The sequence below is a fragment of the Arthrobacter crusticola genome (genome assembly GCF_004357995.1).
GTDB classification, from domain to species: Bacteria; Actinomycetota; Actinomycetes; order Actinomycetales; family Micrococcaceae; genus Arthrobacter_D; species Arthrobacter_D crusticola.
This window is the reverse complement of the sequence record NZ_SMTK01000003.1, coordinates 395,007-416,382: the sequence shown is the minus strand read 5'-3', so window position 1 is coordinate 416,382 and position 21,376 is coordinate 395,007. Positions and strand designations below refer to the sequence as shown.

At 70.4% G+C, this 21,376-nt stretch carries 23 protein-coding genes; 8 read left to right on the top strand and 15 right to left on the bottom strand.

Annotated features, from left to right (window positions below; genetic code table 11):
- Nucleotides 1-6 precede the first annotated feature (6 nt).
- Nucleotides 7-450 carry an Lrp/AsnC family transcriptional regulator gene (locus tag E2F48_RS09700; protein WP_120167838.1) on the top strand — a complete coding sequence of 148 codons (444 nt, stop codon included), beginning with the start codon at nt 7-9 and terminating at the stop codon, nt 448-450.
- A 56-nt stretch (nt 451-506) separates the two neighbouring features.
- On the opposite strand, the gene E2F48_RS09695 is transcribed toward E2F48_RS09700, so the two are convergent.
- Genes E2F48_RS09695 through paaA form a run of 6 tightly spaced genes read right to left on the bottom strand, consistent with a single transcriptional unit; the run spans nt 507 to nt 5,167 of the window.
- Complete coding sequence (locus E2F48_RS09695) at nt 507-1,289, bottom strand: enoyl-CoA hydratase/isomerase family protein (protein ID WP_133404139.1); 783 nt, start codon at nt 1,287-1,289, stop codon at nt 507-509.
- A 25-nt stretch (nt 1,290-1,314) separates the two neighbouring features.
- Nucleotides 1,315-2,475 carry a 1,2-phenylacetyl-CoA epoxidase subunit PaaE gene (paaE, locus tag E2F48_RS09690; RefSeq protein ID WP_133403777.1) on the bottom strand — a complete coding sequence of 387 codons (1,161 nt, stop codon included), beginning with the start codon at nt 2,473-2,475 and terminating at the stop codon, nt 1,315-1,317.
- A gap of 1 nt (nt 2,476) precedes the next feature.
- Entirely contained in the window at nt 2,477-3,007 is a 531-nt protein-coding gene (gene paaD / locus E2F48_RS09685; protein WP_133403776.1) for a 1,2-phenylacetyl-CoA epoxidase subunit PaaD, read from the bottom strand.
- Nucleotides 3,008-3,012: 5 nt separating this feature from the next.
- Nucleotides 3,013-3,837, bottom strand: coding sequence for a 1,2-phenylacetyl-CoA epoxidase subunit PaaC (paaC, locus tag E2F48_RS09680; protein ID WP_133403775.1), 825 nt, complete (start codon nt 3,835-3,837; stop codon nt 3,013-3,015).
- Nucleotides 3,834-4,181 carry a 1,2-phenylacetyl-CoA epoxidase subunit PaaB gene (gene paaB / locus E2F48_RS09675; RefSeq protein WP_120167830.1) on the bottom strand — a complete coding sequence of 116 codons (348 nt, stop codon included), beginning with the start codon at nt 4,179-4,181 and terminating at the stop codon, nt 3,834-3,836. Before paaB ends, paaC begins: the two co-directional genes overlap by 4 nt.
- Nucleotides 4,178-5,167: a 1,2-phenylacetyl-CoA epoxidase subunit PaaA gene (gene paaA, locus E2F48_RS09670; RefSeq protein ID WP_133403774.1), complete on the bottom strand. Its 990-nt coding sequence runs from the start codon at nt 5,165-5,167 to the stop codon at nt 4,178-4,180. Before paaA ends, paaB begins: the two co-directional genes overlap by 4 nt.
- A gap of 199 nt (nt 5,168-5,366) precedes the next feature.
- Here paaA and E2F48_RS09665 point away from each other — a divergent pair, with 199 nt between their 5' ends.
- On the top strand, nt 5,367-7,553 hold the full coding sequence (locus E2F48_RS09665; RefSeq protein WP_133403773.1) for a S9 family peptidase: 2,187 nt from the start codon (nt 5,367-5,369) through the stop codon (nt 7,551-7,553).
- A 67-nt stretch (nt 7,554-7,620) separates the two neighbouring features.
- Here E2F48_RS09665 and E2F48_RS09660 read toward each other — a convergent pair whose 3' ends face one another.
- The 4 genes from E2F48_RS09660 to E2F48_RS09645 form a co-directional block, all read right to left on the bottom strand.
- Nucleotides 7,621-7,914, bottom strand: coding sequence for a DUF1540 domain-containing protein (locus E2F48_RS09660; RefSeq protein WP_120168038.1), 294 nt, complete (start codon nt 7,912-7,914; stop codon nt 7,621-7,623).
- A 176-nt stretch (nt 7,915-8,090) separates the two neighbouring features.
- Nucleotides 8,091-8,723 carry a dihydrofolate reductase family protein gene (locus E2F48_RS09655; RefSeq protein WP_246018756.1) on the bottom strand — a complete coding sequence of 211 codons (633 nt, stop codon included), beginning with the start codon at nt 8,721-8,723 and terminating at the stop codon, nt 8,091-8,093.
- A gap of 135 nt (nt 8,724-8,858) precedes the next feature.
- Entirely contained in the window at nt 8,859-9,314 is a 456-nt protein-coding gene (locus tag E2F48_RS09650) for a hypothetical protein (protein WP_133403772.1), read from the bottom strand.
- Nucleotides 9,311-9,922 carry a PadR family transcriptional regulator gene (locus E2F48_RS09645; protein ID WP_133403771.1) on the bottom strand — a complete coding sequence of 204 codons (612 nt, stop codon included), beginning with the start codon at nt 9,920-9,922 and terminating at the stop codon, nt 9,311-9,313. Before E2F48_RS09645 ends, E2F48_RS09650 begins: the two co-directional genes overlap by 4 nt.
- 143 nt (nt 9,923-10,065) lie before the next feature.
- On the opposite strand from E2F48_RS09645, the gene E2F48_RS09640 reads away from it, so the two are divergent.
- From E2F48_RS09640 to E2F48_RS09630, 3 genes are read left to right on the top strand one after another with little or no spacing between them, the layout of a single operon-like run.
- Nucleotides 10,066-10,566: a hotdog fold thioesterase gene (locus E2F48_RS09640; protein ID WP_133403770.1), complete on the top strand. Its 501-nt coding sequence runs from the start codon at nt 10,066-10,068 to the stop codon at nt 10,564-10,566.
- A complete protein-coding gene (gene paaK, locus E2F48_RS09635; RefSeq protein ID WP_133403769.1) occupies nt 10,563-11,903 on the top strand; it encodes a phenylacetate--CoA ligase PaaK in 1,341 nt (446 codons plus the stop codon). Before E2F48_RS09640 ends, paaK begins: the two co-directional genes overlap by 4 nt.
- 27 nt (nt 11,904-11,930) lie before the next feature.
- Nucleotides 11,931-12,548, top strand: coding sequence for a TetR/AcrR family transcriptional regulator (locus tag E2F48_RS09630; protein WP_133403768.1), 618 nt, complete (start codon nt 11,931-11,933; stop codon nt 12,546-12,548).
- A gap of 91 nt (nt 12,549-12,639) precedes the next feature.
- On the opposite strand, the gene paaZ is transcribed toward E2F48_RS09630, so the two are convergent.
- On the bottom strand, nt 12,640-14,727 hold the full coding sequence (gene paaZ, locus E2F48_RS09625) for a phenylacetic acid degradation bifunctional protein PaaZ (RefSeq protein ID WP_133403767.1): 2,088 nt from the start codon (nt 14,725-14,727) through the stop codon (nt 12,640-12,642).
- Between the two features lie 196 nt (nt 14,728-14,923).
- On the opposite strand from paaZ, the gene E2F48_RS09620 reads away from it, so the two are divergent.
- From E2F48_RS09620 to E2F48_RS09615, 3 genes are all read left to right on the top strand, one after another.
- Nucleotides 14,924-15,283: a PaaI family thioesterase gene (locus tag E2F48_RS09620; protein WP_133404137.1), complete on the top strand. Its 360-nt coding sequence runs from the start codon at nt 14,924-14,926 to the stop codon at nt 15,281-15,283.
- Between the two features lie 411 nt (nt 15,284-15,694).
- Nucleotides 15,695-16,435 (top strand): hypothetical protein, encoded by a 741-nt coding sequence (locus tag E2F48_RS17320; RefSeq protein WP_165968737.1) that lies wholly within the window; start codon nt 15,695-15,697, stop codon nt 16,433-16,435.
- A 32-nt stretch (nt 16,436-16,467) separates the two neighbouring features.
- Entirely contained in the window at nt 16,468-17,385 is a 918-nt protein-coding gene (locus E2F48_RS09615; RefSeq protein WP_165968736.1) for an SGNH/GDSL hydrolase family protein, read from the top strand.
- A gap of 34 nt (nt 17,386-17,419) precedes the next feature.
- Here E2F48_RS09615 and E2F48_RS09610 read toward each other — a convergent pair whose 3' ends face one another.
- The 4 genes from E2F48_RS09610 to E2F48_RS09595 are packed head-to-tail and all read right to left on the bottom strand — an operon-like array spanning nt 17,420 to nt 21,024.
- Nucleotides 17,420-18,154, bottom strand: a complete 735-nt coding sequence (locus tag E2F48_RS09610) for a tyrosine-protein phosphatase (RefSeq protein WP_133403765.1) — start codon at nt 18,152-18,154, stop codon at nt 17,420-17,422.
- 31 nt (nt 18,155-18,185) lie between these two features.
- Nucleotides 18,186-19,037: a 3-hydroxyacyl-CoA dehydrogenase family protein gene (locus E2F48_RS09605; protein ID WP_133403764.1), complete on the bottom strand. Its 852-nt coding sequence runs from the start codon at nt 19,035-19,037 to the stop codon at nt 18,186-18,188.
- Nucleotides 19,037-19,816 (bottom strand): enoyl-CoA hydratase/isomerase family protein, encoded by a 780-nt coding sequence (locus tag E2F48_RS09600; protein WP_133403763.1) that lies wholly within the window; start codon nt 19,814-19,816, stop codon nt 19,037-19,039. Before E2F48_RS09600 ends, E2F48_RS09605 begins: the two co-directional genes overlap by 1 nt.
- Nucleotides 19,816-21,024, bottom strand: a complete 1,209-nt coding sequence (locus E2F48_RS09595; RefSeq protein ID WP_133403762.1) for a thiolase family protein — start codon at nt 21,022-21,024, stop codon at nt 19,816-19,818. Before E2F48_RS09595 ends, E2F48_RS09600 begins: the two co-directional genes overlap by 1 nt.
- Nucleotides 21,025-21,376 lie beyond the last annotated feature (352 nt).

Here is a 21,376-nt window from a genome sequence, read left to right as displayed (position 1 = left end):
AGACAGATGGCCGATGGCCTGTTGGACGAGGTTGACCGCAGGATCCTGGCCGAGCTCACCCGGGACGGACGGCAGTCGGTCACCTCACTCGCCGAGAACGTCCACATCTCACGGGCCCACGCCTACTCGCGGATCTCCCGTCTCACCGAAGAGGGGGTGCTGACGAAGTTCACGGCCCTGGTGGACCCCGTGAAAGCCGGGTTGAAATCCTCGGCCTATGTAACCCTCAAGGTGCGCCAGCATTCCTGGCGGGAGCTCCGCGAGAAGCTGCGGGAGATCCCCGAGATCCACCACATCGCCCTGGTCGGCGGGGACTTCGACGTGATCCTGCTGGTGCGCGCAGAGGACAACCTTGACCTGCGACGGGTGATCTTCGACCGGCTTCAGTCGATGCCGGGCGTCCTGGATACCCAGACCTTCCTGGTGTTCGAGGACCTCGACACCCGGTAGAGCGGAAGTGCCCGCGTGCCCGGGCGCCGCGGGCTGCCGCGCCCCGGCCGGTGCCCCTAGCGTCCGGCGAAACGCGGCGCGCGCTTCTCCTGGAAGGCGGTGAACCCCTCGGCGTAGTCCGGCGTCCGGCAGAGGGCGGCCTGGGCCGCGTTCTCCTGATCCACCGCAGCCCACAACCCCAGCCGCCGGTCCCGGATCTCGGCCACCAGCTGCTTGGAGGCGCGGAAGGCCCCGGTGGCGCCCGTGGCGACCCGGGCGGCGGTCGCGCGGGTGGTTTCGAGGAGTTCGCCGGCGGGAAGCGAGCGGCTGAACAGGCCCGACCGCACGGCCTCGGCACCGCTCATCAGCTCGGCGGTGTAGATCAGGTCGAGGGTGCGGTGGGCGCCGAGGCGCTCGGTGAACAGCCAGTGGCCGCCCGAGTCGAGGGTGGCCCCGAGGTTGGCGAAGGGCGACCCGATCTTGGCGTTGTCGGCGGCGTAGACGACGTCGGTGGCGATGAGCAGGCCCAGCCCGACGCCGAGGCAGGCGCCCTGGGCCGCCGCGAAGGTCGGTGCCGGGAAGGCGGACATCTTCTTCAGCAGCGGGGTGACCAGCCCGGCGAGGTAGGCCTCGGCGTCGTCGGTGTCCGGGGAGACCCCGGAGATGTCGCGGCCGGCGCAGAAGGCGCGGCCCTCCCCGCGCAGCAGCAGGGCGCGGACGGACCCGTCGGCGGCGGCCGCTTCGGCCTCGTCGTACGCCCGCGACAGGTCTTCGAGTGCCTGCTCGTCGAGGGCGTTGAGCTTGTAGGGGGCGTTGAGGGTGATCTCGGCGACGCCGTCGTGGAGCTCCAGCGAAATCATGGTGTCCTGCAGTGTCATGCCTCTCCTAGGCGTCGTAGTCCACCGACACGGCGTCGCTGGTGGGCCGGGCCTGACAGGTCAGGACGTACCCCTTGGCGAGCTCGTCGGGCTCCAGGGCGTAGTTCTCTTCCATCTCCACCGTGCCCGAGACGATCTTTGCACGGCAGGTTCCGCAGACCCCGCCGGCGCACGCGAAGGGCACGTCCGGACGCACCCGCAGCGCGGCGTTGAGCAGGGATTCCCGCGCGTGGGTGGGGCTTTCGACGGTGCCCTGCAGCCCGTCGAGGCGGAAGGAAATGGTGTAGTTCTCGCCGTTGTCGGCCGGCCGGACGGGCCGCCCGGTCTGGCCTTCCGGGCGGGTCGGCTCGCCGGTGCTGAACAGTTCGAAGCGGATCTTCTCGGCCGGCACGCCCCGCTCGGCGAGGGTGTCCCGGCACAGCTGCACCAGTTCGAAGGGTCCGCAGAGGAACCACTCGTCGACGTCCTCGGTCCGCAGCACGCCCCCCAGCAGGGTCTGCAGTTTCTCGGCGTCGATCCGGCCCGAGAGCAGCGGCGAGATGCGCTGTTCGCGGGAGAGCACGTGGTGGACGGCGAACCGGGCCGGGTAGCGGTCCTTGAGGTCGGCGAGGTCCTCGAGGAACATCACGTCCATGGCCGCCTTGTTGGCATAGATGAGGTCGAAGCGGACGTTCTCCCCCGCGGCGAGGACCGAGCGGGCGATGGCGATGACGGGGGTGATGCCGGAGCCTGCCGCCACGGCGACGAAGGTGTTCTGGGTCGCCGTGTCGATCTTCTCGGGGTGGTTCAGCTCGGTCATTTCGTGCTTGGAGATGAACTGGCCCATGGGGCTCATCACATCGAGCCGGTCCCCCGCCTTGAGGGACTCGTTGGCCCAGCTGGAGAACACCCCGCCGAGGTCCCGCTTGATCGCCACCCGGATCTCCCCCGGACGCGGTTCGGCGCAGATGGAGTAGCTGCGGCGCACTTCCTTCGGCTCGCCGTCGATGTCGAGCGTGGTCCGCAGTGCCACGTACTGGCCGGGAACGTAGTCGTATTTTCCGGCCAGGTCCGCCGGGACGGCGAAGGTGACCTCGACGGCGTCCTCGGTCAGCCGGCGCACCTCGGCCACGGTGAGTTCGTGGAAGGCGGTGCGCCGCTTGTTGGTTGGGGCAAAGGTAACGGCCATGTCAGAGCACCTTGAAGTAGTCGAAGGGTTCCCGGCAGTCCTGGCAGACGTAGAGCGCCTTGCAGGAGGTGGAGCCGAAGCGGGTGAGCTCGCGCGTGTTCAGGGAGGAGCACTGGGGACATTTGACGCTCAGGCCCACCCGCACGGGCCCTGCGGCGGCCTTCCCGGTGGGCGGGGCGATGCCGTACCGGTTCAGTTTGGCCTTGCCGTCCTCGGTCATCCAGTCGGTGGTCCAGGCCGGGGCGAGGACCAGTTCCACCCGGGCGTCGGTGTAGCCGTGGGCGCTGAGGGCGGCGAGCACGTCGTCGCGGATGGCGTCCATGGCGGGGCAACCGGAGTAGGTAGGCGTGATGACCACGGTGGTTCCGGTGCCGTCCGGACCGACGCGGGCGTCCCGGAGGACGCCCAGGTCCTCGATGGTGAGCACGGGGATCTCCGGGTCGCAGACGGTGGCGGCGATATCCCAGACGGCGGCGGCGGCCGGAGCGGCGGGCCGGTGAGCCGCGGTGGAGGTGCGGGTGTCGGTGCTCATGAGGGCTACCAGGAGGCGCCGGGGTGTTCGCGGGCGAGGACCTGGAGTTCGGCGAGGATGTAACCGAGGTGCTCGCTGTGGACACCGCGGCGGCCGCCGCCCGTGGCGCCGGGCACGGCCGGGACCTCGAGGTCGGCCTCGGCGAGCACCGCGGCGACCGCGGCGTCGAAGGGCTCCCGCAGGCTGCTGGGCCGGACGGCCGCACCGCCCAGGGCATCGATCAGGGGTTCGTCCGCGAACAGTTCCTCGACGTAGGGCCAGGTCAGCTTCAGCCCGGCGGTCATGCGGCGGCGGGACTCCTCGGTGCCCTGGGCCAGGCGCAGCACCCACTGGAGGCTGTGGTCGCGGTGGTAGTCGACCTCCTTGACGGCCTTGGCGGCGATCCCGGCGAGGGTGGCGTCGGTTGAGTGCTGAAGGCGCGAGTACAGCTCCCACTGGTAATGGGAGACCACGAACTGGCGGGCGATGGTGCGGGCGAAGTCGCCGTTGGGCTGCTCGAACAGGTGCGCGGAGCGGAACTCCGGCTCGCGGCGGAAGTAGGCGAGGTCGTCCTCGGTGCGGCCGGAGGCGTGGCCGGCGTAGGTGAGGAAGGAGCGGGCGTGTCCGATGAGGTCGAGGGCGATATTGGCCAGCGCCACGTCCTCCTCGAGCTCGGGGGCGCGGGAGATCCACCAGCCGAGGCGCTGGGCGAGGATGAGGGAGTCGTCGCCGAGCCACAGCGCGTACTCCGCGGCCTCCGGGGGCGGCACGGCGTGCGAGGCGGCAATGTCCTCGGGGCGCAGCGCGTTGCCCGGGGTGATGCGGGTGGCGCTGGCGTTGGCCTCGCTCACAGGTGCTTCACCCCTTCGCTCTTGGTGTAGTAGGTGGCGTGCCGGTAATCCTTGCCCTGCGGGGATTCGAAGAACTGCTCCTTCGCGGACGGGTCACTGGTGATGATGGCCGACGACGGCACCACCCACAGGCTCACGCCCTCATTCCGCCGGGTGTAGAGGTCGCGGGCGTTGCGCAGCGCCATGTCGGCGTCGGGCGCGTGGAGGGAGCCGGCGTGGACGTGGGAGAGCCCGCGCGAGGACCGCACGAACACCTCCCACAGCGGCCACGGCTGCCGCTTTTCCGCGGGGCCTGCGGCGGGCGCCGTCGAGCCGTCGTCGCCGGTTGTGGATCCGCCGGTCATGCTGCCTCCGTCGCTGTAGCGGCCCTGCGGGCCTGCTTGTCGGCGTAGGCGGCCGCGGCCTCGCGCACCCAGGCGCCGTCTTCGTGGGCCTCGCGGCGGCGCTCCATGCGCTGGGCGTTGCAGGGACCGCGGCCGGCGAGGACCTCCTTGAACTCCTCCCAGTCAAGCGGGCCGTGCTCCCACCTGCCGGTGTCCTCGTTGAAGCGCACGTCCGGGTCGGGAAGCGTGAGCCCGAGGGCCCGAACCTGCTCGGCGATCATGCCGACGAAGCGCGAGCGCAGCTCATCGTTGGAGAAGCGCTTGATGTTCCAGGCCATCGACTGCTTGGAGTTCGGCGAGTCGTCGTCCGGCGGACCGAACATCATGAGCGAGGGCGCGTACCAGCGGTTGATGGCGTCCTGGGCCATGTCGCGCTGGGCCTGCGTGCCGTTGGCGAGTTCGAGCAGGATCTCGAAGCCCTGCCGCTGGTGGAAGGACTCCTCCTTGCAGATGCGCACCATGGCCCGGCCGTACGGCCCGTAGGAGGCCCGGCACAGGGGCACCTGGTTGCAGATGGCTGCGCCGTCGACGAGCCAGCCGATCGCGCCGATGTCGGCCCAGGTCAGCACGGGATAGTTGAAGATGCTCGAGTACCGGGCCTTGCCGGCGATCAGGTCCTCGGTCATCTTGTCCCGCGCGGTGCCGAGGGTTTCGGCGGCGGAGTAGAGGTAGAGCCCGTGGCCGGCCTCGTCCTGGACCTTGGCCATGAGGATGGCCTTGCGCTTCAGGGACGGCGCGCGGGTAATCCAGTTCGCCTCGGGCTGCATGCCGATGATCTCGGAGTGGGCGTGCTGGGAAATCTGCCGGGTGAGGGACTTCCGGTACGCCTCCGGCATCCAGTCCCGCGGTTCGATGCGGGAGTCCTGGGCTATCAGCTCATCGAACAGCTGCTGGCCGGCGGCGTCGACGTCCGGGCTGCCGTGCTGGGTCGCTGCTGGTGCTGCCATGGGGTCACCTCACTGTGCGGAACATGCCAAAAATAATTACCGACCGTTCGTTCAGGATATGCGGCGTGCCGGGAGGGCGTCAACACCGAATCCCCCGCCGAACCCCGGCGGACACCCGCGGGCGGCCCGGGCTCCGGGCCCGTCCGGCGGGCAAGCAAAGCACCCGGGCCCCTTCCCGCGCTTCTGGCAAGATGGACCCATGACTGCCGAGACCCCCGTGGATGCCGTCCCCCGCCCGCCCGCCGCGAAGAAAATGCCGGTGGAGCGCACGCACCACGGCGACACCTTCACCGACTCCTACGAGTGGCTGCGGGAAAAGGACAATCCGGAGGTGACCGCCCACCTCACCGCGGAGAACGCCTACACGGAGGCCGTCACCCGCGGCCAGGAGCAGCTGCGGGAGCGGATTTTCAGCGAGATCAAGAACCGCACCCAGGAGACAGACCTTTCTGTGCCGGCCCGCAAGAAGGGCTGGTGGTACTACTCGCGCACCGAGGAGGGTAAGCAGTACGGCATCCAGTGCCGCGTTGCCGCCGTCGACACCGGTGACCTCGCCGCCGACTGGACTCCCCCCGAGGTGGTGCCCGGCCGGCCGGTCGAGGGCGAACAGGTCCTCCTCGACGGGAACCTCCTGGCCGAGGGCAAGCCCTTCTTCTCCCTCGGCGGGCTCGCCGTGAGCGAGGACGGCTCCCTCCTTGCCTACTGCGAGGACAACGCCGGTGACGAGCGGTTCACCCTGCGCGTCAAGGACCTCGAGTCGGGTGAGCTGCTGCCCGACGAGGTGGCCAACGTCTTCTACGGCCTCGGCTTCTCCCCCGACGGGACCCGGGTCTTCTACACCGTCGTCGATGACTCCTGGCGCCCCTTCCAGGTCAAGGTCCACACCCTGGGCACCCCGGTGGAGGAGGACGAGGTCCTCTACCAGGAGGATGACGTCGCCATGTGGACCGGCTTCGAGCTCTCCGCCAACCGCACGCAGCTGCTGATCAGCGTCGGCTCCTCCGAGTACAGCGAATACCGGGTCCTCGACCTGACGACCCCGGGCGCCGAGCTGACCACGCTGATCTCCCGGGACGAGAGGATCCTGTACGAGGCGGAGCCGGTGCGGCTGGGCGGGGTGCTCCACTACGTCCTGACGCACAACCGCGAGGCGAAGAATTCAATGGTGAGCCTGGTGGCCGCCTCCGAGTTCGCCCGCCCGCTCAAGGACCAGCAGTGGACGACGGTGGTCCCGCACGACGACGCCGTCCGGGTCAACGGGGCCGCGGTCACGCGCACCCACCTCGTGCTCTCGGTCCGCCGGGACACCACCGAACGCGTTCAGGTCCTCCACCTCGAGGGCCTGGGGACACCGGCCCAGGCCGCCCCCGCGGAGCCCGCCTTCGAGGAGGCGCTGATCACGAGCAACCTCGCCAACGCCGAGTTCGACTCCCCGATCATCCGCCTGTCCTACACCTCATTCCTGACTCCGCCGCGGATCTACGATTACGTGCTGGCCACCGGGGAGCTGGCGCTGCGCAAGGAGACCGAGGTACTCGGCGGCTACCGGCCGGAGCGTTATGTGGCCGAACGTCAGTGGGCGAAGGCCGCCGACGGCACGCTGCTTCCGCTCTCGGTCCTGCGGCGGGCGGACCTGCGGCAGGACGGCTCCAACCCCGCCCTCGTCTACGCGTACGGCAGCTACGAGGTCAGCATGGACCCAGGGTTCTCCGTGGCGCGGCTGTCCCTGCTCGACCGCGGCATCGTCTACGTCGTCGCGCACGTCCGCGGCGGCGGTGAGATGGGCCGCACCTGGTACGAGCAGGGCAAGAAGCTGAACAAGAAGAACACTTTCACGGACTTCGTCGACGCCACGGACCACCTGGTGGGCTCCGGCTGGGTGGACCCGCGGCGCATCGCCGCGATGGGAGGCTCCGCGGGCGGGCTGCTCATGGGTGCCGTGGCGAACCTCGCGCCCGAGAAGTACCGGGCCATCGTGGCCCAGGTGCCGTTCGTCGACGCCCTCACCACCATCCTCGACCCGGAACTGCCGCTGTCGGCGCTGGAGTGGGAGGAGTGGGGCAATCCGATCACCGACCCCGAGGTGTACCGGTACATGAAGGAGTACACGCCCTACGAGAACGTCCGCGCCGCGGAGTACCCGCGCATTGCCGCCGTGACGAGCTTCAACGACACGCGGGTGCTGTACGTGGAGCCGGCGAAGTGGGTTGCGGAACTTCGGGAGAAGACCACCGGGAGCGAGCCGATCGTGCTCAAGACGGAGATGGACGGCGGCCATGGCGGTGCCAGCGGCCGGTACGCCCGGTGGAAGGACGTGGCGTGGGACTATGCCTTCGCCGCCGACGCCCTGGGCGCCACCGAGGTCCAGCCCTTCACCGACGCGTAGGGACCGCCGCCCGGCGCAGCCCCCTCCGCCGTCGAGGACGCACCAATGACCGGGTCAGCGCGGGCCGCTACCGCGGCTGGTACGTCAGGCAGTCAGCGGCCTCAGCGCCCGGGCCGACGCGGACGTTCTCCGCATCGCACAGCAGGTGGTCGTTGAACTGGCACTCGGAGCGCTGGCAGGCGCCGACGTGCGCCAGTACTTTCGGCAGCCCGCCGCTGGCCGACGTGTCGATGAACGTCGAGCAGCTGGCGTGCTCGGGACTGCCGCCGACGGTGATGGCGAAGGCCGTGCAGTCGTGGTGGTGGTTGAAGGAGCAGGTTTCCACATCGCACGCGGAAACGTTGGCTACATGGTCCGTCATGACTTCCTCCTGGGTAGGCACAATCCGGGAACTTCGGGTGCCGTCGGCGCCGGGGCTCCGGCGTTCATCGGGCACCCTCCTTCTCAAAAAACCTAGCACTGCGGGAGGGCTTTGAACCCGGAGAATATGCGCATTTTTACCTGACCTATTGGCCTGCCCGCCGGTCGGGGCGAGCCCTAGCGGACCACCCGGTAGGTGGTGGAGGTGACATGGGGCGTGCTCCGCGTCCGCACAATCCCGAGTTCAAGGTCCCCGACGCCGGCGAAGAGCCGTTCGCCGGCGGACAGCAGGACCGGCGGCACATGCAGGGTCAGCTCGTCGATCAGGCCCGCGGCCAGGCACTGGTTGATGGTTGAGGCGCCTCCGCCAACGCCGACGGAGCCGCTCCCGGCAGCCGCCTTCGCCTGCTCCACCGCGGCCGTCACGCCGTCGGTGATGAAGATGAACGTCGTCCCTCCCTCCATCACCACCGGGTCCCGCGGGTAGTGGGTCAGGACGAAGACCGGCGCGTGGTACGGCGGATCCTCACCCCACCAGCCCCGCCAGGGTTCGTCCCAGGCACCCCGCACAGGCCCGAACATGTTCCGCCCCATCACGTACGCGCCATGCGAGAGCAGCTCCTCCCGCTGGACGGCGTGCGCCTCGGGATGGTCGAACATCCAGGTGTGGAGGCTCTCACCACCCTCCCCCAACGGATTCTCAAGACTCTGGTGCGGACCGGCGACGAACCCGTCGAGGGACACCGCCACACCGCAGCTCACAATGCCCACCGGACCGCCCTCCTCAGGTTTGAACTCCGTCTCGGACACGGTGCCCGGACCTGTTGTGCTCCGCTTCCGGAAGGATTCGGCACCCTTGTCTCCGCAGTGAACCACAGCCGCTACGTTCCCAACAGGGGATGACGGACTTTGGGTGAAGGCTGTGGTTCCTTCGGCGCCGCCCGCTCAGGCGGCTGGGCCGGCCGGGCTCCCGTCCGCTGCGCGGTGACGGTCAAGGCGCAGGCACAGAAGCAGCAGGACGAGCGCGAGCGGCGCCCAGAGGAACCGCTCCCACGGACTCGATGAGGCTGCGTTCAGAAGGGTTCCCACCGCAAGCAGGACGATGAATCCGCGGACTCCCCAGCGGACCGCCCTGCCGGCCGGAGCCGGCACCGAACGGCCCCGGGCCAGGACCATCAAGGCGGCCAGCAGCCACACCACCATGGAAACGGCGCTGGCCGCACGCAGCCCCGGGGGCAGTTGACCGCTGTTGGAGCCGCCGAATGCGGCCTCGCCGAAGGGGGCTCCGAGTGCGAGGGATGCCTGGAAGGCCGCGATGACCGAGAATCCCGCCGCGGCAGCCGCGGCCGTCCTTTCGGGTGTTGCGGCGCAGCGGAGGCGTGGGAAGAGGACGGCGTTCATGGGTGCTCCCTGGCAGGATGGACGGTCTCGGAAACTGCGGGTGCTTCTGCGGCAGCATGGGGCGGTGCGTGGTCGGGCAGGGACGCGAGGGATTCGAGGGCCTCGTCGGCCCAGGCGATGGCCGCCCGGGCCGCATGTTCGCCGGCGGAGATGGTGAGGAGCCAGTAAGGGCGGTCCTCGGCGTGCGGCCCCTCCCGGGATTCACTGCGCGCCACGGCAAGCTCGGCCAACCGCGCCTCCGCTTCCGCCCGGGCCTCCCGGATGAGGTTCCGGCAGGCCTCCGGCCCCAGCTGGCGCCCAAAGAAGAGGCGGAGCATCAGCCCGTTCCGCGGCCGCACCGGCTGCACTGGTTCCCCGAGGAGCTCCCGGAGCCGCGCCGTCCCGGCCGGAGTGATGGCAAAGACCGAAGACCGCGCCCGATCGGCACCCCTGCGCTCGACCAGGCCCTGCCGCTGAAGTTCGGCGAGCGCCGGGTAGATCTGGCCGAAACTCTCGCTCCAGAAATGCCCGAGCACTGAGCGGATTTCCTCCCGAAGGGCATACCCGGTCATGGACATGACGCTGAGGGCACCGAGCACTGCGGTCTGGGTCTGCTCCGAACGCGACATCGATAACCTTTCCCTGGGATGGTTATATCTAATAGATATAACCATCCCGGCGCAAGGCCTTGCGGTTCCGACCTTCTTGACACCGGTCCTCCCCGCGGTATTACCTAATGAACATTCGGTAAATAATTCGAAAGGCGGCTCGAATGGACAGCGACGTCCGGACGGCGGGGCCCGCGGCACCGCGGCACCAGATCCTCGCGGAGGACCACGCCTCGGCCTGGCTGGGCATCGAACTGCTCGAGGTGGGCGAGGGTTCGGCCCGGATCGCCATGACGGTGCGCCCGGAAATGCTCAACGGCTTCGGCATCGCCCACGGCGGAATGATCTTCGCCTTCGCGGATTCCGCCTTCGCCCTCGCCTGCAACCCCGCCTCCCCCGACTCGAACTCCGCGTCCGGAGCACAGGACGCCGGGACGGTGACGGTCGCCTCAGGCGCCGACATCACCTTCCTCAGCCCGGTGCGTGCCGGCGAGGTCCTGACCGCGGTCGCCGAACGGCGGGCCGCCGCGGGCCGCAGCGGGCTCTACGACATCACCATCACCGCGCACGACGGCGCCGCGGGGCGGCCCGTCGCTGAATTCCGCGGGCGCTCCCGCACCGTCCCCGCACCCGCCCGTTCCTCCAAGGCGAAGGACCCCTCATGACCGGTACAGCCCTCAAGGCCTCTGCGGCCGCTCCCGGAACCCTCGACCCCGAGGAGGAGTACAGCCGTGACCGCATCGAATCGCTCCAGCTCGAGCGCCTGCAGCGCACCGTGGCGCTCGCGTACGAGAAGGTGGAACTGTACCGGCGGAAGTTCGACGACGCAGGGGTGCATCCAGGCGACCTGCGCGAACTGTCGGACCTGGCGAAGTTTCCCTTCACCACCAAGGAGGACCTGCGGCGGTCCTACCCCTTCGGGATGTTCGCCGTCCCGCAGGACCGGGTGGTCCGCATCCACGCGTCCTCGGGCACCACGGGCAAGCCCACCGTCGTCGGGTACACCGCCGGGGACATCGACCGCTGGGCCACCCTGGTGGCCCGTTCACTGCGCGCCTCAGGCGTCAAGACCGGGTGGAAGGTCCACAACGCCTACGGGTACGGGCTCTTTACCGGCGGCCTCGGCGCCCACTACGGCGCCGAAAAGCTCGGGTGCACCGTCATCCCGATGTCCGGCGGCCAGACCGAGCGGCAGGTCCAGCTCATCCGCGACTTCGAGCCCGACGCCATCCTCGCCACCCCCACCTACCTGCTCACCATCCTCGATGCCATGACCGCCGCCGGCATCGACCGGCGCTCCACCTCGCTGAAGACCGCCGTGCTCGGCGCCGAGCCGTGGACCGAGGAGATGCGCCACGAGCTCGAGGAGCGCATGGGCTTCGACGCCTGCGACATCTACGGGCTCTCCGAGGTGATGGGCCCGGGCGTGGCCGGGGAATGTGTGGAGAGCAAGGACGGCTCGCACATCTGGGAGGACCATTTCCGGCCCGAGATCGTCGACCCGTTCACCGATGAGGTCCTGCCCGACGGCGAAGCCGGTGAACTCGTCTTCACCTCCCTGACCAAGGAGGCCCTGCCGATCATCCGGTACCGCACCCACGACCTGACCCGGCTGCTGCCCGGCACCGCCCGGCCCGGGATGCGCCGGATGGGGCGGATCACCGGCCGCAGCGACGACATGATCATCCTGCGGGGAGTCAACCTGTTCCCCACCCAGGTCGAGGAGCTCGCCCTGCGGATTCCGGCGCTGAGCCCGCACTTCCAGCTTGAACTCACCCGGCCCGAGGGCCAGCGGATGGACCAGCTGAATGTGAAGGTGGAGCCGCGGGAGGGCGTGTCCGCTGAGGCGGCCCGCGACGCCGCGGCCACGCTGCGCGAGCAGATTAAAATCCACATCGGCTCGAGCTGCACCGTGAGCGTCGTCGAGCAGGGCTCCCTGGTGCGCTCCAGCGGGAAGCTCAAGAGGGTCTACGACCTCCGCCCCCGCTCCGGCGCGGAGTGACCGAACGTTCATGCGAAAATGACGGATATGGCGAGCACTCAAGTACCGGCCACCACGCCCGGACGCCGCGGGCGTCCCGGCTACGACCAGCAGGCGGTCCTCACCATCGCCGTGGACGTCTTCAACCGGCACGGCTACGAGGCGACCTCGATGGGAGTGCTCGCCGAGAACCTGGGCATCAGCAAGTCCGCGATCTACCACCACGTCCCCTCGAAGGGCGACCTGCTCCGGCTGGCCCTCGAACACGCCCTCGGCGGGCTTGAGGCGGTCCTCGCCGACCCGCGGGCGACGTCGGGGCGGGCCGATGCGCGGCTCGAATTCGTGCTCCGAGGAACCATCGCCGTCCTGACCGAGCGCCTGCCGTTCGTGACCCTGCTGCTGCGCCTGCGCGGCAATACGGAGGTCGAGCGCGGCGCCCTTGAGCGCCGGCGCTCCTTCGACCGGCAGGTCGCTGCCCTTGTCGACGCGGCCCGGTCGGAGGGATCGCTGCGCAGCGACATCGACCCGCGGACCACCACCCGGCTGCTGTTCGGCACGATCAACTCGATCGTTGAATGGTACAAACCCGGCGGGCAGCTCACCGCCGGCAAGCTGGCCGACGACGTCATCACCATGGTCTTCGACGGGCTGCACCACCGGCCCTGAGCCCGGCATCCGGCGCGGGCCGGCGCCGGCAGCCGCCCGCACCGGCGTCAGCTCCGGCGGGCCGCCCACGCGGCCCGCCGGCGGTCACGCCTTACTTCTCCACGAGGGTAAGCACGTCGTAGGTGGCCACGATCTCGTCGGACTGGTTGGTCAGCACCGCATCCCAGGCCACCTCGCCGTATTCGTCGGTCTCGCGCGGGGTGATGCGCTTGGCCGTCAGGGTCACCCGGATCGAATCCCCGGCGGCCACCGGGGTGAGGAAGCGCAGGTTCTCGAGCCCGTAGTTGGCCAGCACCGGCCCCGGCGCCGGATCGACGAAGAGACCGGCCGCCCAGGACAGCAGCAGGTACCCGTGCGCCACGATGCCCGGGAAGAACGGGTTGGCCGCGGCGGCTTCCTCATTGGTGTGGGCGTAGAACTTATCCCCCGTGGTCTCAGCGAACGCCGTGATGTCCTCAAGGGTCACCTGCCGGAGATCCGAGCGCACGGCGTCGCCGATGCGCAGTTCGGCAAGGTTCTTGCGGAACGGGTGGACGCCGTCAAAGTTGCGGTCGGCCCCGGTGTGCCAGATGCCGGTGACGGCTGTGAGCATGTTCGGTGAGCCCTGGAGCGCTGTGCGCTGCATGTGGTGGAGCACCGAGCGCATCCCGCCGAGCTCCTCGCCGCCGCCGGCCCGGCCGGGGCCGCCGTGGGTGAGGTGGGGCACGGGAGACCCGTGCCCCGTGGAGGAGCGGGCGTCCTCCCTGTTGAGCATCAGCACGCGTCCGTGGTGGGCCGCGATGCCGATGACGAGCTCGCGGGCCACCGCCGGGTCGTTGGTGCACACGGTGGCGACCAGGGAGCCGGAGCCGAGCGCGGCGAGGTGGACCGCGTGGGCGGGGTTGTCGTAGCCGATCACCGAGGCGACGGGCCCGAAGGCCTCCACCGAGTGCAGGGCTCCGGCTTCGACGTCGTCCCAGGTGAGGAGCACCGGCGCCATGAACGCTCCGCCGTCGGCGGGGCCGACCGTGCCGTCGGCGCGGGTCACGGGCGGCGCCTCGAGCGAGCCGAGGGCCAGTTCACCGCCGGAGGACATCAGTTCCCGCACCGCGTCCCGCACGCCTTCGAGCTGCTCGAGGGACGCCAGCGCGCCCATGGTGACGCCCTCCGCCCGCGGGTCGCCGAGGGTGACGCGCTCCTCGATGCGGGCGCGGGCGGCGTCGACCACGTCCTGGACGAGGGCCTTGGGCACGATGGTGCGCCGGATGCCCGTGCACTTCTGCCCGGCCTTCACGGTGACCTCGGTGACGAGGGAGCGGATGAAGGCCTCGAATTCCGGGGTGCCCGGCACTGCGTCGGGTCCGAGGATCGCGGCGTTGAGGGAGTCCGTCTCGGAGCTGAAGCGCACCCCGCCGTGCATCACGTTGGAGTGGGAGCGGAGGTGGTTCGCGGTGGAGGCGGACCCGGTGAAGGCGACGAGGTCGCGGTAGTCGAGGTGGTCCAGCAGGTCCCGGGCCGGTCCGGAGATGAGCTGGAGCGATCCCTTGGGCAGGATGTTCGACTGCACGATCAGCTTCACGACGGCCGCCGTGAGGTAGCCGGTCGGAGTCGCGGGCTTGACGATGGTGGGGACGCCGGAGAGGAAGGCGGGGGCGAGCTTTTCGAGCATGCCCCAGACGGGGAAGTTGAAGGCGTTGATCTGCACCGCGGCGCCGGGGATGCGGGTGTAGATGTGGGTGCCGAGGAACGAGCCGTCCTTGGAGAGGTTTTCGGCCGGGCCGTCGACGATGACCTGCGAGTTGGGAAGCTCGCGCCGCCCCTTCGAGCCGAAGGTGAACAGGACGCCGATGCCGCCGTCGATGTCGACCATCGAGTCGCCGCGGGTGGCCCCGGTCCGGGCCGACAGCTCGTAGAGCGGCTCCCGGTGCCCGTTGAGGAACTGTGCAAGCTCCTTGAGTTTCAGGGCCCGCTCGTGGAAGGTGAGCTTCCCGAGTTCGGCCTGGCCGGTCGAGCGCGCGAACCGTACCGCAGCGCCGATATCAAGGCCTGCGGTGCAGACGACGGCGAGGACCTCGCCGGTGCTTGCGTCGCGGACCCGGGTGGAGTTCCCACTGTCCAGGACCTGCTGGTCCGGCGCCCACCAGGAGTCCTCGATGAAGCTGGGGACAATGTCCGTGCTTACAGCGGTAGCAGTCGTCATCGACTCGCCTTTCAGCTTGATCTCAACGCGTCCGCCGCCCCGGAGGATAAACTGAACGGACGTTCGGTAATATTTTCCCAGCGTACAGGATCTGCCTTTTTCAGTGCACCCCCAAGGAGCCCCAGTGAGCGAAACTTCAGCACCCGACGCGGCCCGGACCCCGTGGCGCATTGTCCCCGGTGAACTGGACGTCACCATGGGCGTCGAGATCCTTGAGCAGTCCGTCGAGAGGGTCGTCGCAACAATGCCCGTTGAGGGCAACCGGCAGTCCTTCGGACTGCTTCACGGCGGGGCCTCGCTGGCCGTCGGCGAGGCGGTCGGATCCTGGGCTGCGGTGATCCACGCGAGCACCCTGGGCAAGACGGCGGTCGGGGTCGACGTCTCGGCCACCCACCACCGCTCGGCCCGCTCGGGCCGGGTCACCGTCACGGCCACGCCGATCCACCTTGGACGGACCCTGACCACCCACGAGGTGCTCATCGAGAACGAGGACGGCCAGCGGCTGTGCACGATGCGGATCACCAACCTGCTGCTGGATAGGCCCATCCCCGGCTGAGCGGGCTCGCCGCCCTTCGGGGTGCGCCGGCCGACGGGTCGACCCCTGCCCCGTCGGCCCGCCAACCGGGCCCATGTCACAGTACGTAACGTTTGCCCCTCCTCCCTCCGCACACCACCCGGAGAAGGTGACGGGAGGAACCCCGTGGGACAGGGGTGATAGTTGAGCCGGAATATTCTCGACCCTCGTAATACTCCTCCGTCGAAACCCTTGCGGCAGGGGGTGGTGCCTCTTGTACAGTCCATTCGTAGAGGTCCTGACCGGGCCCCGGCAATGTCCCCCATCAGTGCCGTACCGGTCAGGACCTCCATTCGTTCCCGGCAGGATCCTCGGCTGCTGACGCCGGATCGGCGGGGCCGCCCGGCCCGCCTTCCCGCCCACGGGGCCTGCCCCGGCCCGGAAGGACCGCCCATGCCAGACCGCGACCTCCTTCGGCAGTGCGCCGTGGCAGCAGCCGTGGCGGGAGGGATCCTCAGTGGCGCGACCGGCGACTACGGAGACGCCAGGAAGAGCACCAGCCGGGTCCTTCCCGCCAACTACGCGTTCACCATCTGGTTCCCCATCTACGCCGGCGTCCTCGGGTACGCCGGTTACCAGGCGCTTCCCGCCCAACGCGGCAGGCAGCTGTTCCGCCGGACCGGCGGCCCGGTGGCCGCCGCCGTGGGCCTCTCCGGGCTCTGGGTGAGGACGTCCTCCCCCGCGGTTCAGCTGCCGCTCATCGCGGCGACGACCACCGCGGCGCTCCTCGGCTATGCGCGGGCCACGCCGACGGATGAGGCGGAACGGACATCGGCCTCCGCACGCTGGCTGGTGAGGGTGCCACTCGGGCTGTTCAGCGGCTGGATCACCCTGGCGGCAGGCGCGGCGGTCACCGAACTCCTCATCGATCGCGGCGTCCGCGCACCCCGCCCGGGGGCCGATTTCTGGGGAGCGGCCCTGCTGGCGTCCCTGACAGGAGCCTCCGTCGTCGTCACCCGGCGGGTCCCGGTCTCCGCGGCCTATCCCGCGGCCGTGGCATGGGGCCTCACCGGGACCGCGGTGCGCACCCTGCCCCGCTACCGGACCCCCGGAACCGCCGCGGCCCTCGGGGCCGCCGCCGTCGCGTTCGCGGGGCTGCTGGCGGCCCTCCGGAACACCGCGGAGAACGGCTGAGCGGACCTGTCGGCCTTGATAGCGTGGAAGATATGACCGCACGCCGCCCCTTCGCAGCGCGGCCCCTCCGGCCGGCGCGGAAGCCGGCGGCCCGCTGGAGCGTTCTGCCGGCGGCATTGCTCGCAGCGTCGCTGGCCGCGTCAGTTGCCGCCTGCACCCCGGCAGAGCCGGCTCCGCCCGCGCCGCCGGAGCCCCTGTCCTACGTCGCCGTCGGTGATTCCTACGCCTCCGGCCTGGGCGCCGGCTCCTACTCCGGGGAATGCGGGCGTTCGCCGCTCGGCCTGCCCGGCCTGCTTGATGCCGAGGACGCGGTCGAACTGGCAGCGGACGGCACGTGCGCCGGCGCGGTCGCCGCCCCCGGCACTGCGCCGTCCAGCGTCCCCGCCCAGGTCTCCCAACTGGTGGAGGAAGGTTCACTCGGGCCGCAGACCGACCTTGTCACAGTGTCGGCCGGAGGCAACGACGCCGGATTCGGCCAGGTGGCGGGCACGTGCGCAACAGCGCCCCTTGAGTCCTGCCGCCGCCTGATCGAGGAGACGACGGCGCTGGTCCTGCCCGCCTTGGCCCGGGACCTCGACGCCCTCTACGGGCAGCTTCGGCGGGCGGCCCCGGAGGCGGTGGTCGTCGTGACCGGATACCCCCACCTGTTCTCCCCCGAATTCGGCACGGCGGACGCCCTGAGCCTTCCGGCGCAGGAGGCGTTCAATGCAGGAACCGACTCGCTCAACGCCGTCCTCAAGGAGACCGCCGCCGCTCACGGCTTCCTGTGGGTCCCGACGACCGAAGGCTTCCGGTCCCACGGGCTGGGGGCACCCGAACCGTGGATCACCGGCGCGGGCGAACCGGACGGCCTTCACCCCAGCGCCGAGGGCTACCGTTCCGGCTACCTCCCGGCCGTGCGGGACGGCGCGGACCTGGCCGCCCTGCAGCGGGAGCAGCCTGCGCGGTAGACCGCCCCGGCGGCCGGTCAGGCGCCGCCCCGGCTCAGAGGGTCAACCTCGCCCTCAGTGCGGCGAGCTCTCCCGAGCTGAGGCCTGCCCCCCGGAGGTACGCCTCAGCGTCGAGCGTCGCGAGCAACTCCAGCAGGTGCCCCCGCGCCTCGTGCAGCCAGGCCGACAGCTCCTGGGCGCTCCGGGGCTTCTCCCGCGGTGCCGCCTGGGTCCGGTAGCGCTCGTTCATGGTCCGAACGGCCACCTCGTAGTCGTCGGCGACGTCCCCGGCCGGCACCCCGCACGCGGCGAGCAGCAGGGAGGTCACCATGCCGGTGCGGTCGCGTCCGGCCGCGCAGTGGACGATCACGCCTCCGGCCGGCGCCGCGACGACGGCCCGGGCCACCGCGGCGAACTTCCCGGGCCACCGCTCCAGGTTGTCCCGGTAGTGAAGCGGAGTGTTCAGGTAGGGCCCGCACAGGGCCCGAAACCCGGCGTCGGAGGGGTCCTCGGTCGGCAGGTTGCGGATGAGGAACCGCCCGGCCGCCGTTCCGGCCAGAACCGGGTCGGTGCTGCGGCGGCCCACCTCTTCGGGGTTGCGGAGGTCGATGACGGTGCGCACGCCGTCGTCCCAGGCCTGCTGCCAACCGCGGTCGGTCAGCCATTCCCGGCGCCCCATCCGGTAGATCCGGCCCGGCCGGACGCGGCCGGCCACGCCGCCGAGGTCGCGCGCGTTCACGGCGCCCTCCCACTCGACGTCCGCGCGCGGAGCGCCTTCCGGCAGGTTCATGCCCCGGGCATCCCCGATGGGTGCCGCGCGGTCAGTCGTTCCACTCGAAGAAGCCCTTGCCTGACTTGCGTCCAAGCTCCCCGCGGGCCACCTTGTCACGAAGGATCTGCGGCGGGGAGAACCGCCCGCCCAGCGTGGATTCGAGGTATTCGGCGATGCCGAGCCGCACGTCGAGGCCCACGATGTCGGTGGTCCGCAGCGGACCCACCGGGTGTTTGTAGCCGAGGACCATCGCGGTGTCGATGTCGTCCGGGGAGGCCACCCCCTCCTCCACCATGCGCATCGCCTCGAGGGCGAGAGCCACCCCGAGCCGGGAACTGGCAAACCCGGGGGCATCACGCACCACCACCGGGGTCTTCCCCAGGGCCTCGACCCAGCCGCGGGCGGCTGCGGCGGTGGCCTCCGAGGTGTCGGGGCCGAGCACCACCTCGATCAGCGTGGAGGCGGGCACCGGGTTGAAGAAGTGAAGCCCGCAGAACTCCGAGGGCCGTTTCAGCACCCGGGCAAGGCCGGCGACCGACAGCGAGGAGGTGTTCGTCGCGAGCCAGGCGCCGTCGGCGAGGCGCTCCTCCACCGCGGCGAGGGCCGCCTCCTTCAGGCCGGGGTCCTCGGGCACGGCCTCGACCACGAGGGAGCAGCCAGCGAACGCGGCGTAGTCGGTGGAGATTCGAACCCGGTCGAGCAGTGCCTGCAGCGGCTCCGTCGTCGATCCGCGTTCCACGCTCTTGTGCAGGGCGCCGGACACCCGCCCGTGGGCGGCGAGCGCGGCGGGATCGTCACGCTCCACGACGACGACGTCGGCCCCGGCGACGACGAACGCGTGGGCGATGCCCGCGCCCATCCGTCCTCCGCCGAGCACCCCGACCCGGGCCGGAACGCTCATCACTCGCCGCCCTCTGCGGCCGTGGGAGCCGGCTGGGAACCGTTCCTGCGGTCAAGGAAGCGCTGCATCCGCTCGAACTTCGCCTCGGACTCGAACAGAATGCCCTGGGCGAGCTGGTCGATCAGCGGGTGCGCCTCCGCCGGTGCCGAAAAGACGCTCTTGGTGAGCCGGACCGCCAGCGGGTCCTGGCGGGCGATGCGGTCCGCGAGTGCGTGCGCGCCCTCAAGCAGCGCGTCGGGTTCGTGAATTTCGGTGATGAGGCGTGCGGCGAGCGCCTCGGAGGCGTCGAGGACGCGCCCTGCGAGCAGAATTTCCTTGGCGAGGGGCTCCCCGACGAGCTCCCGAAGGCGCCAGCTCGCTCCGGCCGCCGCGAGGATCCCCAGCCCGGTCTCCGGGTTGCCGATCTTCAGGGCGGGGGTGCCGATGCGGAAGTCGGCGGCATAGGCCAGCTCGGCGCCGCCGCCGAGGGCATACCCGTCGAGGGCGGCAATCACCGGCATCGGCAGGCGGGCGATCCGGGTGAACAGGGTGGAGTTGATGCCGGCGAGGGCGTCGTCGCGGCGGCGTTCCCGGAGTTCGCCGATGTCGGCTCCCGAGGCAAAGACGCCCCCGGTCCCGGTCAGGATCAGCACCCGTGGGTGCGCCTCAAGGCCCGAGCAAAGCTGGTGCAGCTCCTCGACCATCCGGCGGTCGATCGCGTTGCGTACGGCGGGCCGGTTGAGCCGCACGAGCAGCCGGTCGGGGCCTTCCTCGACGATCAGCGCTTCGAAGGACCCCATCACACGGCCTCGATGAGCATCGCGGTGCCCTGGCCCACGCCGACGCACATGGTGGCAAGGCCGAGCCGCCGTTCCCCCGGGCCGAGCTCGCGCTCCATCCGGCCCATGAGTGTGATGGCGATCCGCGCCCCGGAGGACCCCAGCGGGTGTCCGAGGGCGATCGCCCCGCCGTCGCGGTTGACGATGTCCTCGTCGAGCTTGAGCCGGCGGATGCAGGCGAGGGCCTGCGTGGCGAAGGCCTCGTTCAGCTCGACGGCGCCGAGGTCACCGATGGAGAGGCCGGTGCGTTCGAGGACCTTCCGGGTGGCCGGGACCGGGCCGATGCCCATGATGTGCGGGGGCACCCCGGCCGAGGCGCCGTCGAGGATCCGGGCCCGCGGGGTGAGGGAGAACCTCTCGAGCGCGGCCTCGGAGGCGACGATCACGGCGGAGGCGCCGTCGTTGAGGGCGCTTGAGTTGCCGGCGGTGACCACCCCGCCCTTCTTGACCACCGGGCGGAGCCCGGCGAGCGCTTCGAGGCTGGTGTCGGCGCGGGGGCCCTCGTCGGCGTCGAAGTTGTAGGACCGCTTGCCCTCGTTGACCTGGACCGATACCAGTTCGGCGTCGAACCGTCCGGCCTTCGTGGCCGCCACCGCACGCTGGTGGGAGCGCAGCGCGAACGCGTCGGCGTCATCGCGGGTGATCCCGTCAAGCTCGGCCAGCTCCTCGGCCGTTTCCGGCATGGAGTAGGTCACCTTGTCCATGGCGGTGAACTCCGGGTTCGTGAACCGCCACCCGATGGAGGTGTCGAAGACGGCCCCCGGTCGAGCGTAGGCCTTGGCCGGCTTCTCCATCACCCAGGGCGCGCGGCTCATTGACTCGACCCCGCCCGCGACGACGACGTCGGCCGCCCCCGACTTGATTATTTGGGACGCCTGGATGATCGCCGAGAGCCCGGAGGCGCAGAGCCGGTTCACCGTGATGCCGGGCGTGGTGTCCGGGAAGCCGGCAAGGAGCGCGGCCATCCGGGCGACGTTGCGGTTCTCTTCTCCGGCGCCGTTGGCGTTGCCCAGGATCACCTCGTCGATGCCTCCGGGGTCCATGCCCGTCCGCCCCACCACTTCGCGGAGGACCAGCGCCGCCAGGTCGTCCGGCCGGACCGGGGAAAGCGCTCCGCCGTACCGGCCGACCGGAGTGCGCACTCCGCCCACGAGAAATGCTTCGGTCATGACTGCCTCCATGTCGCAGGGCCGGGTGGCCGGTGCACGGGTGGGCGGATCCGGAATTACCGACCGCTCGTTCTGTAAAGCTGTATCAAGAATTGCACGGCGGTTTTCCCCGGTCAACCGACGCGCCCCACCCCGGGGCCGGTACCGACGCGCCGAGCGCTGCCGGGGCACTGCCATGCAGGAATGGCCACCCCTGCCGCCGCCCGTCTTTTCCTTGTGCACCCGGCTCCGGACTTCCTACGCTGAGGGAAGTCGAGCAGCCGGCGCCTCCATCCTCCCGCCGGAGCGGAAACCAGAAGCCGGTGACCGGCGGCCCCCGGGCCGACCGGCGCCGCGGACCCGCCGCAAGGCG

Bases quoted from the DNA above. Each gene is read 5' to 3' on its own strand.
- E2F48_RS09700 (WP_120167838.1), top strand. From the start codon at position 7: ATGGCCGATGGCCTGTTGGACGAGGTTGACCGCAGGATCCTGGCCGAG.
- E2F48_RS09695 (WP_133404139.1), bottom strand. From the start codon at position 1,289: ATGATTTCGCTGGAGCTCCACGACGGCGTCGCCGAGATCACCCTCAAC.
- paaE (WP_133403777.1), bottom strand. From the start codon at position 2,475: ATGGCCGTTACCTTTGCCCCAACCAACAAGCGGCGCACCGCCTTCCAC.
- paaD (WP_133403776.1), bottom strand. From the start codon at position 3,007: ATGAGCACCGACACCCGCACCTCCACCGCGGCTCACCGGCCCGCCGCT.
- paaB (WP_120167830.1), bottom strand. From the start codon at position 4,181: ATGACCGGCGGATCCACAACCGGCGACGACGGCTCGACGGCGCCCGCC.
- paaA (WP_133403774.1), bottom strand. From the start codon at position 5,167: ATGGCAGCACCAGCAGCGACCCAGCACGGCAGCCCGGACGTCGACGCC.
- E2F48_RS09665 (WP_133403773.1), top strand. From the start codon at position 5,367: ATGACTGCCGAGACCCCCGTGGATGCCGTCCCCCGCCCGCCCGCCGCG.
- E2F48_RS09660 (WP_120168038.1), bottom strand. From the start codon at position 7,914: ATGACGGACCATGTAGCCAACGTTTCCGCGTGCGATGTGGAAACCTGC.
- E2F48_RS09650 (WP_133403772.1), bottom strand. From the start codon at position 9,314: ATGAACGCCGTCCTCTTCCCACGCCTCCGCTGCGCCGCAACACCCGAA.
- E2F48_RS09645 (WP_133403771.1), bottom strand. From the start codon at position 9,922: ATGTCGCGTTCGGAGCAGACCCAGACCGCAGTGCTCGGTGCCCTCAGC.
- E2F48_RS09640 (WP_133403770.1), top strand. From the start codon at position 10,066: ATGGACAGCGACGTCCGGACGGCGGGGCCCGCGGCACCGCGGCACCAG.
- paaK (WP_133403769.1), top strand. From the start codon at position 10,563: ATGACCGGTACAGCCCTCAAGGCCTCTGCGGCCGCTCCCGGAACCCTC.
- E2F48_RS09630 (WP_133403768.1), top strand. From the start codon at position 11,931: ATGGCGAGCACTCAAGTACCGGCCACCACGCCCGGACGCCGCGGGCGT.
- paaZ (WP_133403767.1), bottom strand. From the start codon at position 14,727: ATGACGACTGCTACCGCTGTAAGCACGGACATTGTCCCCAGCTTCATC.
- E2F48_RS09620 (WP_133404137.1), top strand. From the start codon at position 14,924: ATGGGCGTCGAGATCCTTGAGCAGTCCGTCGAGAGGGTCGTCGCAACA.
- E2F48_RS17320 (WP_165968737.1), top strand. From the start codon at position 15,695: ATGCCAGACCGCGACCTCCTTCGGCAGTGCGCCGTGGCAGCAGCCGTG.
- E2F48_RS09615 (WP_165968736.1), top strand. From the start codon at position 16,468: ATGACCGCACGCCGCCCCTTCGCAGCGCGGCCCCTCCGGCCGGCGCGG.
- E2F48_RS09610 (WP_133403765.1), bottom strand. From the start codon at position 18,154: ATGAACCTGCCGGAAGGCGCTCCGCGCGCGGACGTCGAGTGGGAGGGC.
- E2F48_RS09605 (WP_133403764.1), bottom strand. From the start codon at position 19,037: ATGAGCGTTCCGGCCCGGGTCGGGGTGCTCGGCGGAGGACGGATGGGC.
- E2F48_RS09600 (WP_133403763.1), bottom strand. From the start codon at position 19,816: ATGGGGTCCTTCGAAGCGCTGATCGTCGAGGAAGGCCCCGACCGGCTG.
- E2F48_RS09595 (WP_133403762.1), bottom strand. From the start codon at position 21,024: ATGACCGAAGCATTTCTCGTGGGCGGAGTGCGCACTCCGGTCGGCCGG.